This is a genomic window from Micromonospora sp. NPDC048935 (assembly GCF_043197875.1).
GTDB lineage: Bacteria > Actinomycetota > Actinomycetes > Mycobacteriales > Micromonosporaceae > Micromonospora.
On the sequence record NZ_JBICTZ010000004.1, the window covers coordinates 421,907 to 436,554 of the forward strand.

The following is a 14,648-nucleotide window of genomic DNA, read 5'->3' on the forward strand; positions in this document are numbered from 1 at the left end:
TCGGTTGACACGTACGTGTCACAGCGAGTGGGGGATCGGGTAGGGCGCGGACGCTTGACCCGTCAGGGGTGCTCGGTCCGCGCCATCCCGGTGGTTAGGCGTAGTCGGAGGGGTCGAACCCGGTCGGGCTCGTGGTGTTTGTGGTGGGGTTGCGCGGCTGCTGCTGGCGGGGAGTGTCAGCCGGTCCGATGACCGGCTGGTCGGGCACGTCGGGCAGGTCCAGACCGACAGGCGGCATGCCCGGAGAGGTAGGCGCGTCGGCCGGGATGTCCATGGGGACGTAGTCCGGCAGCGGCGACACCACCGTGTGCGCCAGCGGTTCCCGGCGGGTGATGTCGATGCGAATCAGTGCGGCGTACTTGCGGCCGGCGCGCATGACGCGGACCTCGTTGGCCCAGCACGCCACCGCGAGCTTTTGCACCTGGCCGTCCTGCTCCAGATCGCGCAGAGACAGACCAGGGCGCAGCCACACCCAGACTCGTTCACCGGCCGGGGTCGGCTTGGCGAGCAGGATCAGTGGCAGCGAGCCGTGCCGGTTGGTGGCGATGAACGCCGCGAAGCACAACCGCAGCCGGTGCCGCACGATCAGGCACCAGATCCACGACATGACCCGACGGCGCACAGGTGCGATCGCGGCGGGGACGCCGACGACCAGGGCGACGACGAGCAGCGAACCCCACAGCGGGGTCGACTGCATCAACGTGGTCCAGCCGTAGACGACGGCCAGGCCGAGCAGGATCTCTAGCAGCCAGTGCCAGAAGACGCGCAGGACCGGCCACGCCACGATCAGCGCGAAGACCACCGCGCCGAGGACAGCGCCGAGGACGACGCCGAGCAGCCCACCCAGGATCGGGTGCATGTACTCAGAGGCCACCATGGCGGCCAGGAGGCCGACCACACCGAGGGTGACCCAGAACGCGATGGTGGCCCGACGACGGTACGAGCGGGCAACCGGCGCTTCGATGACAGTGACGTTGGTGCCCCCACGGTTCGACCAGCCGAACGGGGACCTCTGGCTAGACTTGGACACGACAAGTCCTCCCTACCTAGGGACCTTGTTGGACAGGACGCGGGGTCGCAGACGACGCCAATCAACGGCGACCCCGTGTCCACCTCTCCTTGTGGAGCCGAACAGGAACACCGGCCGCTAGACGGCGGCGGTCTCCATCGCGGTCAAAGCCGAAGCCCGGAACGCCACACCCGAGCGGACCTTCCCGTCCCGGTCGTTGACCCAGGGCAGCGCCTCCAGGTCCATCGGCACCACCGGCTGACGAACAGCCACCGCCGGCATCACCGGGCTGACCACCGTCACGTTGATGACCTCCGCGCTTCCCTCCGACAGGGCGTAGAGCTGCACCGCCCACATCGGCTGCTTCGACTCCCGGTCAAACTTCTGCTGACCCGTCTGGTCCAGCTTCGGAACCGGGTTCACCGCGACCTCGTACGACACCCGCGAGGTGTCCAGCAACAGACGTCCCATGACTGACTCCTTCATCTCGTGAGCTGAGCCCTTACGGCGGGCCAGTTGCGTCCTCTCTGGACGGCAGCTCTTGTGCAATCAGGTTCCGTCGATCGGTAGTGACGAGTTCACCACCAGGCATGGACGAGTAGGGACGTCCTTGCTAAGCTAAGTCGTCCCCCAAGTTGTCCCGACAGCCGATGGGCAGGAGACGTGATGCCGAACGATCGCCTTCGCAACGGGTTGCTCAAAAAGGGTCTGACCTCGGCGATGCTGGCCGAGAGGCTGGGTGTTGACCCGAAGACAGTTGAGCGGTGGGTGACGCAGACCCGCAACCCGTACCCGCGCTATCGCCACACCATCGCCGAGCTGCTCGACGAGAGCGAGTCGTACCTCTGGCCGGACGCCCTGCCAACGCAGCGAGCCGTGCAGGTCAGCCAGTCAGAGGTCGTCCACATCTACCCGCGCCGCGGAGCCGTCCCCACCGACCTCTGGCAGCGGCTCCTGGAGCAAGCCACTCGACAGGTCGGCGTCCTCGTCTACGGCGGATTGTTCCTGCCTGAGTTCAACCACCGCTGGGTCCCGACTCTCCGAGAGAAGGCGCTGGCCGGGGTCCAGGTGGAGCTGCTATTCGGCGACCCGGAGGGCGAGCACATCGCCGAGCGTGGCGACGACGAGGGCATCGGTCCAGCCATGTCCAACAAGATCCTGAACGCGTTGGCCTTCTATAAAGACCTACGGGACCTGGACAACGTTGGGATCTACTACCACGACACCATCCTCTACAACTCCATCTACCGCTTCGACGACGAGATGCTGGTCAACACCCACCTCTACGGCACGCCAGCCGCCTATGCGCCGGTGCTGCACCTGCGACGCCTCGGCGGCGGGGACTTGTTTGACAGTTACGTCGCCAGCTTCAACCGAGTCCTCGGGCAGAAGCGGGCCGTGTGGCCTGAGCATTGAGCCGCAGGCGGTGAGAGGCTGAGAACATGGCCCGGATCGAGCACCTCAACAACCCGAACGCCCCTAAGCCGAACAGCATCGTCGTCGCAGTGACTGTCTTCGTTCAGGACGAGCAGGAGCGGGTGCTGCTCATCCAGCGGACCGACAACGGCCTGTGGGCGCTACCCGGAGGCGCCCAGGACTTCGGCGAGTACATCGCCGAGACAGCCGTCCGGGAAACACGAGAAGAGACCGGCGTCGAGGTCAAGGTCACCGGTGTGGTCGGGATCTACACCAACCCGAACCACGTCGTGGAGTACAGCGACGGCGAGGTACGGCAGCAGTTTTCAATTTGCTTCCGATGCCGGTATATCGGCGGTGAGCCCACGACCAGCGATGAGTCTTCGGCGGTGCGATGGGTGGCACAAGACGATCTGGATGGGCTCTCGATCCACCCGTCGATGCGGCTACGGATCGACTGCGGCTTCCGTCAGTTGCCAGAGCCCTTCATTGGATAACGCGCCAATCGTTCTTGCACCCGTTCCACCACCTCAAGCAGCGGAGCTTCGGCTCTGTCCCAGAATCTTGTTACGAGATGATCCGGGCCGTAGCGTCTGCGGATTTCCGCGAGTCTGCTCCTCACGTCCAAATCTTGGCCGTCGGGCCCTGTTGTCATATCCGCATACCAAAGGGCATCAGAGGTATCGGAAATCTCCAGTGGAAACTCGGCTGTCAGTACTTCGCCCAGCCCTCTTTCGGTCGCCTCATAGGACGCACAGGAGTGATGTGCAACTAGGGCGGCCAGGCGCGGGTTGAACCCCCGTCGAAGCAACCAACGAGCTCCATCGAGCGCGTGAAAGCCAGTGTCTACGATCTGCGGTGCATACCCGATGTCATGAAGCCACGCTGCGGCAACCAGGAGGTCATCATCGCCCGACGTCAGAGGTGCGAGTCTTGCCGCCTTCGCTGCGACCGCTTGGACGTGCCGCCAGCGTCTGGGAAGTTGGGCAGCAAGTTCGCGCTCCGATAGCTTGGCGGCGCGGTCGGGTAGTGTAATCACGAGGCGATCGTACGGCTGGCGCCAGGTTGCCGCTAGCGACGAAAGTGCGACCTGCCTATAGCAACCTGTCACCCTCCTCCAGTACCTTCACCGCATGGAGCGAATCTTTCCGTCGCGCCCCTCGGGTTTGGAGCGACAGCAGACCCTCTTCCTGGATGCCGTAGAGGTCCTGACTCCCGCCGTCGACCTGTTCTATAGACGGATGCTGTCTGCTGCAACCGACTATGAGGCAGCGATGCGGGGCCGCGAGGTGCCAGAAGGCTTTCAATTGTCACTCGTAAGCGATGTCATCGCGTTCGTCGGTACAGTGCAGCGACTTCGTCTTGTAGTGAAAAGGCTTCCTGGTACACCAGAGGTTCGATTGGCGAAGCGGGCATTCGAAGCAGAGGTCAGCAAATACGAGCCAGCGCGACATCACTTCGAGCACTTGGATGAGAGGATTCCCCAGATCGCGGCCACTGGACATGGCCCATTCGGGGGCATCTCTTGGCAAACCCTTACATCGGAAGGCCTTTTAATAACGATGATTGCACCGGGGTCATTGGGAGGGTCTAGAGCGGTTGCTGTGACACGGTCGCATAGCACCTTCCGTCCCCCGACAGATCATTTCTACGCGTCAATCGGCGGAGATCCGTACTACCTGACGGGCGCTCACGATGCGGTCATCGCCTTAGCTAATCGGCTGCGAGATTGGAGCGAATCAATATCCACTTAGCCGCTTCCGACTGGCGCTGGGTCGAAATCCGGTTGGGGCGTCAACTTCGAGATCCCACTGCCCACGCCGAAGGTATGGCCCCGCGCTCGTGGGCGGACAAGCTATCTGTGCAGGTGGAGCCCAAGCGCTGAGGCGCAACGATCACTACCATTGATGCCGTTCTGGTGGACGTGAGAAGACGGCAGGAAGGCGATTAGGAGGAACCATTTCTATTAACTGGGATCACCTGAATCAGCCGGAATTTGACGTGCGGATCGAGGCTCTGCTTTTTCGGCTATACAGCGGACCGGGCGACGAAGTGCGGGTTTACGACGGCCGAGGTGGCGACGGCGGCCGTGACGTCGTCGTCCGACAGGGGCAACGCCTGCGCATCTTTCAGCTCAAGTATTTCCGGGACGGCTTCGGAGCCGAACGTCGAACCCAGCGTAGGCAGATCGCCAACTCGTTCCGCGAAGCCATGGCGCACCAACCCGATGAGTGGACATTAGTAATCCCAACAAACCCGACTCCTGGCGAGGAGCGATTCGTCCACGAGCTTGGTACGGGCCAGCCCAATCTCAAGATTCGGATTCTGGGGAGGGTCGAGCTTGACAACTGGTTCGCGAGGAATGCCGACCTTGTGGACTACTTCAACAGGGATCAGCTTCGGGAAGCCGCGCAGATTTTTCAGCAGGAGCGAGCGGTCCTCGCAGGTGGGCTAGCCGATCTGACCGCACGAACCCGAGCACTTACGCGCGTCGCGGACACACTGGACCCCCACTGGGCCGTTAGGACGGTGATGGATGGGGACGAGGTTGTGCACAGGATCCAGGCGAAGCACCCGCATGCCCATGTCGTCTCGCCGATCACCTTGAGGGTCAGTGGCGATGCGCTGGGGCCTGAGCACGCCGACCTGCGACCGGTCCTACGACGGGTTATAGGGTTCGGTACCGCTGAGCGACTGACTCTTCCGCCTGAGGTCACGCGCAACCTCACCTACACCGGGCCACCTTGGTTGCCCGCGCCGACTGGTCACCTGGAGATTGAAGCGGTTCCGGCTGAGGTGCCGACGGACCATGAAGTGACAGCGCGACTGACTGCGCTTGCCGGCGATGGCAAGCCAACCGCCTCGTTTCAGGGCACTTTGGTGCGGGTCGGGAGGGGCGATCTCGGCAACTCGCTGACGTTGAGGTTCGAAGACACTGCCACCATTCAAATGCTCATCGGCAACGACCACCAGAGTCATATGGATGGGAGCTTCAGGTTCACCCGTGCCATGCCTGCGACTGTGCTGCAAACGATCGCGCTGTACCGCAGCCTGCAAGACAGCGCCTCGATAGAGTTTGAGTTCGACGGACAGCGACTCGGCACCTTTAACCGCGACACCCCACCTGCGGTCGACGACGAGGACCGCCGCTTGCTTCGAATCACGGAGATGCTGGCAGACGACCTGGACGTCGTCCAGCGCCACTGCCGAACCTACTTTCCTATCCCAGACGAGATATCGGCCGCAGATCGCATCGACCTCAGGATTGCTCGGCTACTCATCGAGGGGCATTGCGTGGCGATGCGGACGGTGGTCGCCTACACGGCGACCTTGAACGGATCGGTAGACGAAACTCTTCGATGCCTGCTCAGCCGAGAGACGTCGGTCATACGCGTCACCGCTGATGTCCGTTTGGAGATTCTCGGCATGCATCTAGACCTAGGCCCGGTCACATATTTTCATACAAAGACCGAGATCACAGATCGGTTGGACCTGCTGGCGGAACTTGAAGCGGGTCGCGGGGCAGGAAGAGCCATGAAGATTCGGCCGGCAGACGGTGAGCCGTTCCGCGCTTTTATGCCTGGCCAACGGGCTGGCCGGGACGATGAGCCACTCAAGATTACGGGCTGGGGTTTCCCGGGCCTTGACGGTCCTGAAAAACGGCTCGTCCGGTAGGTGCGCCCAGGTGGTGAGGCGCTGTTGTGATCAGTCGACGGAGGGAGGCTTGCCGAACGTCAGTTGACGGATCACAGGCTGTGGGCAAGATGTGGTGTGAGAACTTTCTGTACGAGATCAAGGCGGCCCGCTTCGCGGACCGCTCGCGCCGCCGAACCTGGGCCGGGCCGATGGCCCGCCGCTCGCGCCTTAGGCCTGCGGCCACGGCGCGATCGGTGATAGCCCGCCGGCGGCGCGACATACGAAGAAGCCCCGGGCCGCCATGATCGATGGCAGATCCGGGGCTTCGGTTTGGTCGAGACACAGACAGTGCCTCCGGCGGGGCGCTCGGGCGCTCTGGGATGGTTGATGCCATCCCGACAACCTTCGTCCGGGCTCAGCCGAGCAGATGGGGCCTGCCTGGCCAAGGTCGTTCAGACAGTGGGGTGCTCCACCTTGGCCAGGCAGGCCCCACCCACTCCACGAAGTGCGGACGAAGGCTGACGGGATGGCCGGTAGGGCGGGGACACGGATCGGGCTTGGAGGCCACCCAGGTTTCAATCGCCGACCAGATAGATCAGAGACAGACCCAGCAGTACATTCTCTCGTTGCGTTCTGTCGCTCTGCGTGCCAGGCCCGCCAACTCGATCAGAACCTCGGCCAGGTCGGACGGCTCCGCATGCCCCCAGAACTCCTCGATCTGTGACCAGGGCACCGCTGCCTCGCGGAGCTGGCTCTCCGAAGCACCAGCCAGCGCGGCCTGGACCTCGTCAGTCAGCGAGACGACCAGTAGTTCGCCGTCATCACGGACGGCGACGTCGTGAACCCACCTCGGATTCTCCGTCACGGCGTCGTAGTCGATGCCGGTCAATAGCTCTTCCAGCTTCCCGAGCTGCACGAAGGGCTGGATCCCCTTCAGCTCGACAACGTCGAAGCCCGGATCTGACGCAACGCGGGGACCGCCTAGGACGTCGATCACCTCGGCGGCGGCCTCATCGGTGGGAGCTGAGAAGTAGTCACAGAGAATCCCCATCGCGCGATCATGCCAGCAACGCGGAGTCCGTGACGGTCGGTCGTGAGCCTCGCCGCCTGCCGCAAGATCATGCCGTCTCCAGGCCGTCGAACGAGACCTAGTGATGACCATCGCTGACCATCCATGCGAGGTGCGGCAGCAGCTCAGGGGTGGAGTCGTCCGGTTTGATCGACTACCTCTCCGGCCTAGATCAATACCGCTGGAAGTAGCAGCGGCATAGCCCCTGGCCTGCGGCTGCCAGCACGGGAGGTCGTGCTCGGCGAGCCGCAGCAGCGAGTCAATCTCCGCGCGGCTATCGCTTGCGCCGTGGAGCTCCGCGCTCGCGTACAAGATAGAAACCCACCCGCCGATCCCGAGCGTTCTGATGAATAGCACCGCGCTGGATTTCGAATCGAGCGACCCGCGCCTGGATCGCAAGGTTCGCGCTGTCAAGGCAGTGGATGCACCCGCTGTACTCGCGTAGTAGCGCCTTGACCGCCGGCTGGGTGGAGATCCGCTCGTCTTGTGTGAGAAGTGACCACCCGCGCTGCAGCCCATACTCGATCCATTCGGGGTCGCTGACCGCCTGGGCGTCGTCTGGAAAATGATCACCAATTACGTGAACAATCCAGCCCAGCTCAACTAGCAACGCCGGTGCCTGTTTGCCGAGGCAGCGGTCAGCGAAGAACTCAGGCGGCGACTCGGATGAGCGCTTCGACCTGCTCAACGCTCAGTCCGTACTCGCTGGCGACGACATCGGGACTTTCTCCGCCTCTCCACATGCCGAGGATCGTGTCAACGGTGACCTTGGCGGGCTCGACAATGGGAGCCCCCCACGCAAACCGTGGGTCGATGACGACCTGGGCGACGGCCGGGTCGTAGCGCCGCAGGGTCAGCCTTCTGGCGAAGCCGTCATCGTCCCATGCGATGTACTGCAGGTAGTTCTCGACGATCTGCCGAATCGGCATTTGCCCGTCGGGTGCGCGGGCGATCTCGTCGCTGTCGAGATAGTGCACGAATACGTCGATGCCGTCGGTCGCGATTTTGCGGGTTGCCAGGCCGTACTCGGTGCCGAACTGGGTTCTAACCGTTGCTGCAGCTTCAGCGATTCTGTGAGGGGAAAGCCCCAGGTCGCGCAGAGCACGTAGTACATAAGCCTCGACCAGCGCGATGAAGGGCACTGACGGCCAGCCTCGACGCTCAGGCCTAACGCTGTGCACAAGCGGCGATCCTGCAGCGTTCTGGTGCAGCCAGCGGCGCATGGTCCGCTCGGGAATCTGCAGGTGTGTGGCGGCTTCGAAGGGGGTCAGCAGTGGAACCGTGAATTTGTCGATCATGGTTCACCCCTTGGTCCTTGGCATCCTCGCCTGAGGATCGCACATGAGAGACGGACGCGACGACTGCCGTCCGGCCGGACACGCTCTGAATGTACCTGGCGCACTCGGTTCCCACGCGCGGCGCCGACCCGCAGGCGGGTGCCAGTCGACAGGCGCCAGCAGCACGGGCGGGAGTCGGCCGTCGAAGCAGTGGCCGAACTTGGCTGACAGGTATGCCTCGTCGAAGTAGCCGAGCCATTGCGGGTCGCTGCTGCGGTCAGGATCGCGCCTGGCGGGCCGTCTCGCGTCCGACCGGGGATAGTCCTACCTGAGTGCGTTCAACGCTTCCCGGAAGTCTTGGGTGGCGTGTTCCCGTGGATACCGGCGGTGCAACTCGGCGTCGACCTCGCCAGCGACCAGCAGCAGGGACGGCAGGGACCGTCGAGCCGCGGTGAATGCGGCCAGCCCCGAGTCGACCGCGCGTTCCAGGTCGCCGGAACGCACGGCGGTGGCGGCGAGGGTGAGACGGGCCTCGGCTACCCGCATCGGTGACCGCTCGACGCCGTTGGGGCCGGTGCCGGTGCGGATGACTTCAGTGGCGTCGTGCTCTGCCAGGGCGTCGTCGCCGGCGAGCCGGTAGGCGTCCATGGCGTAGAACAGCCACTTGTCGGGATCGACTTCGAAGTGGTTGTCGGGCCGGTCCGGTGCCGGCAGGGCGTCGAGTAACTGGAGGCCACGGTCCAGCGCCTCGCGTACTGCGGGAGCGTCGCCGAGTCGAGCCAGCGCTTTGGCTTCCTGGGCGATCAGTTGCACCGTCACCCCTTGCCGTCCGGCGGCCCGTTGTCCGGCACGAGAGGCGGCCAGCACCGCGCCGTGGCGTGACTGGGTGAGGGCAAACCATGCGGCCATCTCCCACGACCAGCCGGTGATGCCGGTGTGGCCGGCTTCGTCGCCGAGCTGACGGGCGGCCGTGCGAGTGGCTTCCGCGCCGGCCCGCATCCCGAGGTCGTACTCGACGCAGCCGACCAGAAGCGCCAGCCATCCGGCGCAGACCAGTAGCTCTTGGTGCTGCTGTAGCCCGGTCGGGCGGTGTAGCAGCCGGACAACCTCGCGGATCCAGCCCTGGCCTTCGGCGCGGAGTTCCCGGGCATCTCGCCACCCGTACTGGCAGCACAGCTCCGTGACGGTCGCCTGCAAGGTTTCGATTGTGGCGGGAGAGGCGTCGTTGGCGCGCATCCGGTGCAGCAGCTCGGCGGTTTCCCAAGGTCGGGCATCCAAGGCGGCGGACACGTCCAGGGTGGCGCACGTGATCAGCTCGCCGCGGGTGCCGAGGACTTCGTCGACCCGACGGGCCAGGTCTTCACCGGGCCGACGGTGGCCATTCTCGATCCGGGACAGGTGACCCTTGTCGGCGGGAAGCAGCTCGGCGAGGTCGGCCAGGCTGAGTCCTCGGGCTTCCCGTGCTGCCCGCATCTGGGCGCCGAACGCTGGCATGTCTCTGCCTTCCGCCGGGGGTTGCCGGGTTGCTGATGCTCCCGGCAACCCGCAACCCATCGACTCCACTGAGCGTACCGCTGCAGGGTAGATCGCACGGATACGAGCAGTAACGAGGATGCCGTATGGAGGATGTCGTGATGATCAGACCGTTCCGCTGGCACCGCCGGCCAGTGCAACTGGACCAAGGCGAGCCCGGTGGCACCCACCCCAAACCCGAGTGGACCGACCCGTCCACGCTGCCGCCGGGTGCGACCCCCCGCACCTGCGGGGACATGAGGTGAGCCAGTGCCAGGCCATCATCCGGTGGGAGACTCCGCCTCCGGTGACCCGTCGACCGGCCACCCGCGACGGGATGACCCCGGTGGAGCGGGTCCGGCAGATGGCCGACGAGCTGCGTGCCCGGCCCGGTGAGTGGGGTGTCGTCGCCGAGGGCGCCAACGCCCGCGCGCACACCACCCGGATCCGTGAGGGCATGGCGCTGGCGTGGCGGCCTGCTGGTGCGTTCGAGGCAGCAGCCCGCACCGTCGACGGGCGGATCACCATCTATGCCCGCTACGTCGGCGTAGCCCAGTGATGGGCGAGGAACCCACGACGGTCCGGGCGGCCCGCGCCGACCTGGCGCAACGGTCGGCCAGAGCGCTCGGCGAGCGCCTGGAGGGTGAGCACCTGCCCAGTCGGCCGACGTGGGACTGCCGAACCTGCGAAACCCCGTGGCCCTGCGATCCGGCGCGCGTTCGTCTCGCCGAGACGTACGGCGAGAACCGGGTCAGCCTGTCCATGTACCTGGCGTCGCTGCTGGACGTCGCCCTCGTCGAGATGCCGGGCACCCCGGCCGCGGAGCTGCACGAGCGGTTCGTGTCCTGGACCCGGTGACCGCCACCACGGCCAGGAGCAGAGGCCCGCCCACCGCCGCGGCTAGACTGACCCGGCCCGTGAGCTGCCCAGATCCCGCCATCAGATCGGAGAGCACCGTGCAGGTATCCCAGGCCCTGGACGTGATGGAGGCCCTACTGCGGGCATCCGAACACCCGGACATCACCGCGATCGAGCGGTACGGACGGGACGCCCAGGTGGGAGGCCAGTCCCCTCCTGGAATCTCGGTGCTGCACCGGTCATCGGACACGCGGGCGTTGCTCACGGCCCTCCCCGCACCGCGTGACGCCACGCCGGTGCAGCTGCCCACGGAGCCGCTGTCGATGCAGCACCGGGCAGCTCGAATGCTCGTGTTCGCGCACCAACTGCTGGACGCCACTCGCCCCGAGGTCTTCGCCTCGTGGGAACTCTGCTCTGAGCCAGGCACGAAGGGGCCGGTCGCTGCGGCGATCCGGATCGCCGCACGTGATGGCTCGGTGATCTACCTGCGAGGCCTCGCGGCGTCGGGCTCGATGCGCGAACCCGAGACCGACCCTCACCCGGACTACCAAATCCCCCAGCGAGTCCAGTCATGGCACCTCAGTCCCAGTGCGGCACGTGCGGAGCCCGTGTCGGCGTAACCCCCGGCAAGCCCGCCCCTGCCCATCAGGCGATGGGCAGCCGGGGCACGTGCCCCGGCACCGGTCGACCCACGATGTAACAGCAAGCGGCCCCGCTCTCCGTGAGAGCGGGGCCGCTACGCGTCTCGATACTGGGGCTGTTGTGTCGACACTGTGGCTCCCATCGAATGATGGCCTGGCCTCTGGCTCACCGCATGTCCCCGCAGGTGCGTGTCTTCCGGCCGGGACAGCACCCTGTCGGGCATGCCGCCACATTGACACATCGTCTAGCAGTTCCGAAGGATGCGCTCGACGTCCGCGCCTGCCTGAACGACCACGGCGTCGGCGCGAAGGTCCTCGGGTAGGTGGCACCGCTGACCTTCGTGTGCGAGCAGGGCGGGGCAGCCAGGTGGAAGCACAACGGCATCAGCGAGTCCGACGAACGTGACGAGCATGTCGAGAACGGTGCCGCCAGAGAACCGGCTGATCATCAGACTGCGGAGCGAGTCGTCGGCAAGTTTGGCGTAGACGTCCGCAGTGCTGCCGTCGTCGGCGCTGATGTGCCAGTAGCTGTACTGCGGCTCCCGATGGTCGGCCCTGGGCGCGAAGACGGCCAGGAAGGCAGCACCCGGCATTGGGGCGGCATCGCCCTGCTCGAACCGCTGAACGGCCATGTTGTAGCTCACCGCAGGAAGTTAGCGCCTCTGGGCGATGTCGAATCTAGGTAGACTGCTCCGAAGTAAGATTCAATCTAGCTTCGGGAGCGCCGATGTTCGTCGGGCGTCGCGCAGAACTTGACCTGCTCGGCCGGCAGCTTGATCAAGTGAAGCGCACCGGCGAGGGGCGATCTGTCGCCGTCCGTGGCCGACGGCAGGTGGGCAAGTCGCGGCTGGTGCAGGAGTTGTGCGACCGGGTCGACCTGCCGTACTGCTTCTACACCGCGGTCAAGGGCGCGTCGAGCATCGAAGCGGTCGGCTATTTTCTCGGTGCCCTGCGCGACTCGTCGCTGCTCACCGCTGGCGGTCGTGATCTTCTGCCGTCCCAGCCGCCGGCCGGTGGCTGGGGAGACATGCTGCGGGTCCTGGCGGGTGTCCTACCCGATACGCCGAGTGTGGTCGTCCTGGACGAACTGCCCTGGATCTCCGAGCAGGACGCGACGTTCGACGGGCACCTTCAGGTCGCCTGGGACCGGCTCATCTCCAGCAAGCCAGTGCTCCTGCTGCTGCTCGGCAGTGATCTGCACATGATGCGGCGATTCACCGAGTACGACCGGCCGTTCTACGGAAGGGCCACGAACATGGTCCTTGGCCCGTTCAATCCTGCCGAAACCGCCGCCGTGACCGGGTTGGGCGGCGCGGACGCGATCGATGCGTACCTGATCACCGGTGGACTGCCCGGTATCGCCCTGGAATGGCTGCCGGGAACGCCGCCCGCCGATTTCCTGACTCAGGAAATTGCCAACAAGACGTCAGCTTTGTTCACCGTCCCTGAACAGTCCCTGGCGTCGGAGTTTCCCGCTCCGGACACTGCCCGGCGCATCTTGGAAGCGGTCGGCGGGACAGGTAGCCGCACGTTCAGCAACATCGCCGCCGCCGCCGGGGACCGGGGTGGCCCGGTCAGCTCCGGCACCCTGTCGCCGCTGCTGCACCGGCTGGTCGAGGAGAAACAGATCCTGGCTGTCGACAAGCCGCTCTCCACAAAGCCCAGCAAGCTGGCCCAGTATCGAATCGCCGACAGCAACCTGCGCCTGTACCTGGCCATTCTGCGAGACGTGCACCAACTGGTTCTGCGTGATCGGACAGCTGCCGCTCGCGCCATCCTTGACAGTCGGTGGTCCGCCTGGCGGGGCAACGCCGTCGAGCCGATCATCCGCGACGCGCTTGCCATCTCCGCTGGCGCTGGCGATTTGCCCTGGACCGACACGTGGGAGGTTGGCGGCTGGTGGAACCGGCAGTCCAACCCGGAGATCGACCTTGTCGGAGCCGACCGCGCCCCGATCGCCTCCCGCATCGCGTTCGCTGGCTCGATCAAGTGGCAGGACGGCCCCTTCGACCGGCACCATCTCGACGACCTGCGCCGCCACGCCCCGATGATTCCGGGTTTTCAGCCCGGGGCCAGCGGGCTGGTCATCGTCAGTCGCTCTGGGGTCAACCTTCCGGCTGGGGCCGTGGACCTTGTCTGGGGGCCCGACGACATCGTGCGGGCGTGGTCGGTCTGATGCCGCCCCCAAGCGAACGGGATCGGCCGCCGCGACCCGGACGGGTCCCGCCGGCCTGGGGGCAAAGCCGTTCGGTGATTCTCCTTGACGACGGTATCGGTAAGTCGTAGCTTACGTTCGTGGCCACTTACGGAGTGCACCCGGGCTGGGAGGCGCTGGGCGACCCCAGCCGGCTCGCGATCGTTCAGCGGCTGGCTGAGCGTCCACGCGCCGTCGGGGAACTGGCAGACGAGCTGCCGATCAGCCGGCCTGCCGTGTCGCAGCACCTCAAGGTGCTCAAGGGTGCGGGCCTGGTCGTCGACCAGTCGGTGGGGACCCGCCGCGTCTACCGGCTCAGCCCAGTTGGGCTGACTGCCCTACGGGACCAGCTCGACACCTTCTGGCGCCGGGCGTTGGACGGTTATCAGGACGTCGTTGAATCGACCGAGGAGAGTTCATGACGCAAGCAGCTACGGCGGTGGTCCGCCGACAGATCGTCGTCAACGCGCCGATCGAGCGTGCCTTCACCGTGTTCACCGAGCGGTTCGGCGACTTCAAGCCGCGCGAGCACAACCTGCTCCAGGCCCCGATCGTCGGGACCGTGTTCGAGCCCAAGGTCGGCGGGCACATCTACGACCAGGGTGCCGACGGCAGCGAATGCCGATGGGCGCGCATCCTGGCGTACGAGCCGCCAACCCGGGTCCTCTTCAGCTGGGACATCGGACCGACCTGGCAGGTCGAGACCGATCCGGACCTCACCAGCGAGGTCGAAGTCGTCTTCGTCGCCGAGACTCCAGACCAGACCCGGATCGAGCTGGAACACCGGCAGCTCGACCGGCACGGCCCCGGCTGGGAGTCGGTCCGAGACGGGGTGGACAGCGATACCGGATGGCCCCTCTACCTCAACCGCTACCACTCCCTCTTCGGTGGCGAAAGCTAACGGTGCGACCCAGCCGCCGCAGGAGTGCGGCATGACTCACCCTTCGCGTGATCGTGCTCGATCCTGGTTGTAGTCCCCTCGCTCGTGGTCGAGGGCCCTCTTTCCTGGATCGAGCACGATCTTGGGTGGGCCGGC

General features: G+C 65.4%; 17 protein-coding genes. 9 read left to right on the plus strand and 8 right to left on the minus strand.

Annotation, left to right across the window (positions count from 1 at the left end; genetic code table 11):
• Positions 1–94: 94 nt before the first annotated feature.
• Both ACGFIW_RS15225 and ACGFIW_RS15230 read right to left on the minus strand, forming a co-directional pair.
• The gene (locus ACGFIW_RS15225) at positions 95–1,030 is read right to left on the minus strand and encodes a hypothetical protein (protein ID WP_393315031.1); all 936 of its coding nucleotides are present in this window, start codon (positions 1,028–1,030) and stop codon (positions 95–97) included.
• A 117-nt stretch (positions 1,031–1,147) separates the two neighbouring features.
• Positions 1,148–1,480 (minus strand): hypothetical protein, encoded by a 333-nt coding sequence (locus ACGFIW_RS15230; RefSeq protein ID WP_393217540.1) that lies wholly within the window; start codon positions 1,478–1,480, stop codon positions 1,148–1,150.
• A 195-nt stretch (positions 1,481–1,675) separates the two neighbouring features.
• Between ACGFIW_RS15230 and ACGFIW_RS15235 the strand changes: the two genes are divergently transcribed.
• A complete protein-coding gene (locus ACGFIW_RS15235) occupies positions 1,676–2,425 on the plus strand; it encodes a helix-turn-helix domain-containing protein (protein WP_393315034.1) in 750 nt (249 codons plus the stop codon).
• 26 nt (positions 2,426–2,451) lie between these two features.
• Complete coding sequence (locus ACGFIW_RS15240) at positions 2,452–2,922, plus strand: NUDIX hydrolase (protein WP_393315037.1); 471 nt, start codon at positions 2,452–2,454, stop codon at positions 2,920–2,922.
• Here the strand turns inward: ACGFIW_RS15240 and ACGFIW_RS15245 are convergent.
• Positions 2,895–3,464, minus strand: coding sequence for an HD domain-containing protein (locus ACGFIW_RS15245; protein WP_393315044.1), 570 nt, complete (start codon positions 3,462–3,464; stop codon positions 2,895–2,897). The genes ACGFIW_RS15240 and ACGFIW_RS15245 overlap by 28 nt on opposite strands.
• 962 nt (positions 3,465–4,426) lie before the next feature.
• Here ACGFIW_RS15245 and ACGFIW_RS15250 point away from each other — a divergent pair.
• Complete coding sequence (locus ACGFIW_RS15250; RefSeq protein ID WP_393315047.1) at positions 4,427–6,100, plus strand: hypothetical protein; 1,674 nt, start codon at positions 4,427–4,429, stop codon at positions 6,098–6,100.
• A gap of 556 nt (positions 6,101–6,656) precedes the next feature.
• Here the strand turns inward: ACGFIW_RS15250 and ACGFIW_RS15255 are convergent.
• From ACGFIW_RS15255 to ACGFIW_RS15270, 4 genes are all read right to left on the minus strand, one after another.
• A complete protein-coding gene (locus tag ACGFIW_RS15255; protein WP_393315051.1) occupies positions 6,657–7,112 on the minus strand; it encodes a hypothetical protein in 456 nt (151 codons plus the stop codon).
• Positions 7,113–7,404: 292 nt separating this feature from the next.
• A complete protein-coding gene (locus ACGFIW_RS15260; RefSeq protein WP_393315054.1) occupies positions 7,405–7,818 on the minus strand; it encodes a hypothetical protein in 414 nt (137 codons plus the stop codon).
• Complete coding sequence (locus ACGFIW_RS15265; protein ID WP_393315057.1) at positions 7,781–8,428, minus strand: DUF433 domain-containing protein; 648 nt, start codon at positions 8,426–8,428, stop codon at positions 7,781–7,783. The genes ACGFIW_RS15260 and ACGFIW_RS15265 overlap by 38 nt, the downstream gene beginning before the upstream one ends.
• A 303-nt stretch (positions 8,429–8,731) precedes the next feature.
• Complete coding sequence (locus tag ACGFIW_RS15270; RefSeq protein ID WP_393315060.1) at positions 8,732–9,901, minus strand: multiprotein-bridging factor 1 family protein; 1,170 nt, start codon at positions 9,899–9,901, stop codon at positions 8,732–8,734.
• A 280-nt stretch (positions 9,902–10,181) separates the two neighbouring features.
• On the opposite strand from ACGFIW_RS15270, the gene ACGFIW_RS15275 reads away from it, so the two are divergent.
• The 3 genes from ACGFIW_RS15275 to ACGFIW_RS15285 all read left to right on the plus strand — a co-directional run bounded on the left by ACGFIW_RS15275 (position 10,182) and on the right by ACGFIW_RS15285 (position 11,397).
• Positions 10,182–10,478: a hypothetical protein gene (locus ACGFIW_RS15275; protein ID WP_393315062.1), complete on the plus strand. Its 297-nt coding sequence runs from the start codon at positions 10,182–10,184 to the stop codon at positions 10,476–10,478.
• On the plus strand, positions 10,478–10,777 hold the full coding sequence (locus ACGFIW_RS15280) for a flavin reductase (protein WP_393315065.1): 300 nt from the start codon (positions 10,478–10,480) through the stop codon (positions 10,775–10,777). Before ACGFIW_RS15275 ends, ACGFIW_RS15280 begins: the two co-directional genes overlap by 1 nt.
• 98 nt (positions 10,778–10,875) lie before the next feature.
• On the plus strand, positions 10,876–11,397 hold the full coding sequence (locus tag ACGFIW_RS15285) for a hypothetical protein (RefSeq protein WP_393315068.1): 522 nt from the start codon (positions 10,876–10,878) through the stop codon (positions 11,395–11,397).
• Positions 11,398–11,663: 266 nt separating this feature from the next.
• Here the strand turns inward: ACGFIW_RS15285 and ACGFIW_RS15290 are convergent, their stop codons facing one another.
• A complete protein-coding gene (locus ACGFIW_RS15290; RefSeq protein WP_393315071.1) occupies positions 11,664–12,062 on the minus strand; it encodes a hypothetical protein in 399 nt (132 codons plus the stop codon).
• An 83-nt stretch (positions 12,063–12,145) separates the two neighbouring features.
• Here ACGFIW_RS15290 and ACGFIW_RS15295 point away from each other — a divergent pair, with 83 nt between their 5' ends.
• From ACGFIW_RS15295 to ACGFIW_RS15305, 3 genes are all read left to right on the plus strand, one after another.
• Entirely contained in the window at positions 12,146–13,594 is a 1,449-nt protein-coding gene (locus ACGFIW_RS15295) for an ATP-binding protein (RefSeq protein WP_393315074.1), read from the plus strand.
• 119 nt (positions 13,595–13,713) lie between these two features.
• Positions 13,714–14,034 carry an ArsR/SmtB family transcription factor gene (locus ACGFIW_RS15300; protein ID WP_393315077.1) on the plus strand — a complete coding sequence of 107 codons (321 nt, stop codon included), beginning with the start codon at positions 13,714–13,716 and terminating at the stop codon, positions 14,032–14,034.
• On the plus strand, positions 14,031–14,513 hold the full coding sequence (locus ACGFIW_RS15305; protein WP_393315080.1) for an SRPBCC family protein: 483 nt from the start codon (positions 14,031–14,033) through the stop codon (positions 14,511–14,513). Before ACGFIW_RS15300 ends, ACGFIW_RS15305 begins: the two co-directional genes overlap by 4 nt.
• The last annotated feature ends 135 nt before the right edge of the window (positions 14,514–14,648 follow it).

Excerpts from the sequence above, each read along its gene's own strand:
- ACGFIW_RS15230 (WP_393217540.1), bottom strand. The coding sequence starts at position 1,480 with ATGGGACGTCTGTTGCTGGACACCTCGCGGGTGTCGTACGAGGTCGCG.
- ACGFIW_RS15235 (WP_393315034.1), top strand. The coding sequence starts at position 1,676 with ATGCCGAACGATCGCCTTCGCAACGGGTTGCTCAAAAAGGGTCTGACC.
- ACGFIW_RS15240 (WP_393315037.1), top strand. The coding sequence starts at position 2,452 with ATGGCCCGGATCGAGCACCTCAACAACCCGAACGCCCCTAAGCCGAAC.
- ACGFIW_RS15255 (WP_393315051.1), bottom strand. The coding sequence starts at position 7,112 with ATGGGGATTCTCTGTGACTACTTCTCAGCTCCCACCGATGAGGCCGCC.
- ACGFIW_RS15265 (WP_393315057.1), bottom strand. The coding sequence starts at position 8,428 with ATGATCGACAAATTCACGGTTCCACTGCTGACCCCCTTCGAAGCCGCC.
- ACGFIW_RS15270 (WP_393315060.1), bottom strand. The coding sequence starts at position 9,901 with ATGCCAGCGTTCGGCGCCCAGATGCGGGCAGCACGGGAAGCCCGAGGA.
- ACGFIW_RS15280 (WP_393315065.1), top strand. The coding sequence starts at position 10,478 with ATGGGCGAGGAACCCACGACGGTCCGGGCGGCCCGCGCCGACCTGGCG.
- ACGFIW_RS15295 (WP_393315074.1), top strand. The coding sequence starts at position 12,146 with ATGTTCGTCGGGCGTCGCGCAGAACTTGACCTGCTCGGCCGGCAGCTT.
- ACGFIW_RS15305 (WP_393315080.1), top strand. The coding sequence starts at position 14,031 with ATGACGCAAGCAGCTACGGCGGTGGTCCGCCGACAGATCGTCGTCAAC.